Here is a 1,349-nt window from a genome sequence, read left to right on the forward strand (position 1 = left end):
GGTCGTCGCCCGGCAGCCGCTGCCGGGGCCGCTGGTCGCGCTCGGCGAGCTGTACGAGGCCCGGGGGGAGCGGGCCCGCGCCCGCGAGCAGTACCGGCTGGTCGGCGCCTGGGCGCGGCTCGCCCGTGCGCACGGGGTCGAGCCCGACCTGGACACCGCGCTCGCCGCGGCGGACCACGGCGACCCGGAGGTGGCCCTGCGGGCCGCGCGGAGCGAGTGGCAGCGGCGGCGCACCGTCCACACGGCGGACGCGCTGGCCTGGGCCCTGCATGCCTGCGGCCGCGACCGGGAGGCGGTGCGCTACGCGCGGCGTGCCACCGCCACGGGGTTCCGGGAGGCGTCCTTCCTCTACCACCGGGGCGTCATCGAGTCCGCGCTGTCGCCCGCGGCGGGGCGGCCGTGGCTGCGGGCCGCGCTGGAGCTGAACCCGGGCTTCTCGCCCCGCGACGCGGGGGCTGCGCGGCGGCTGCTGGGGGTGCCCCGGTGACCTCTCCTGTCTCGTCGCCGAATGCGGCTGCCCTGTCGCGGGGTGCGGCTTCCCCGTCGCGGGGTGGGGCTTCCCCGTCGCGGGGTGCGGCTTCCCCGTCGCGTGTGGCGCTCTCGTCGCCGGGTGCGGGCCGCCCCCCATGTCCCGCCGCTGCCGCGGCGGGGTTTCCCACCCACCCACCCGTAACTCCCCGGCTGCGCACGCCACGGCCCCGACGCGAAGCGCTGTCCGCACGTACGTCACCCGCTGTGGGCAAACGTCCCGCGGGGCGATGGAGGTCCCACCTGCTCGAGCGAAGCCGAGAGCTTGGGAGAAAGTGGGCACAGCCCGATCTGCCGCGCAGCCGGCACAGCGGAACGCCCGCTGTGGGCAAACGTCCCGCAGGGCGGGACGGGTGGGCACAGCCTGAGGTGCCGCCCAACCGTCGCAGCCTTGCGCAGTCCCAGGTGCCACCCAGCCGGCACAGCGGAACGCCCGCTGTGGCCAAACGTCCCGCGGGGCGATGGGGGTCCCCCCTGCTCGACCGAGGCCGAGAGCTCGGGGGAGGGTGGGCACAGCCCGAGGTGCCCCGTGGTCGCCGCGGGCGGGCCTGGCTGTGGCGGTGCCTCGTCGTGTGGGGGGTGGTCCTCGCGGCGGTCCTGCCCGCGGGGACCGCCGCCGCGCACCCGCTCGGGAACTTCAGCGTCAGCCAGTACGACGGGCTGCGCCTCGCCCCGGGGCGGCTGCACGTCGAGCACGTGGAGGACCTCGCCGAGATCCCCGCCGCCCAGGCGCGGCCCGCCATCGACCGGCAGGGGACGGCGCGCTGGGCCCGGCAGCGGTGCCGGGCGGCCGCCGCCCGCGCCGCGGTGGAGGCGAACGG

The 1,349-nt window shown here is 78.3% G+C and carries 1 protein-coding gene and 1 pseudogene; both read left to right on the forward strand.

From position 1 onward, the window contains the following. Positions 1 to 487 (forward strand): tetratricopeptide repeat protein (locus tag IE330_RS38425; protein WP_506005406.1); only part of this gene is annotated, 487 nt, incomplete at its 5' end. Positions 488 to 1,098: 611 nt separating this feature from the next. Next, positions 1,099 to 1,349, forward strand: a pseudogene (locus IE330_RS38430) (nickel transporter); the annotation flags it as partial.

It is taken from the genome of Streptomyces longispororuber (assembly GCF_014656095.1).
GTDB classification, from domain to species: Bacteria; Actinomycetota; Actinomycetes; order Streptomycetales; family Streptomycetaceae; genus Streptomyces; species Streptomyces longispororuber.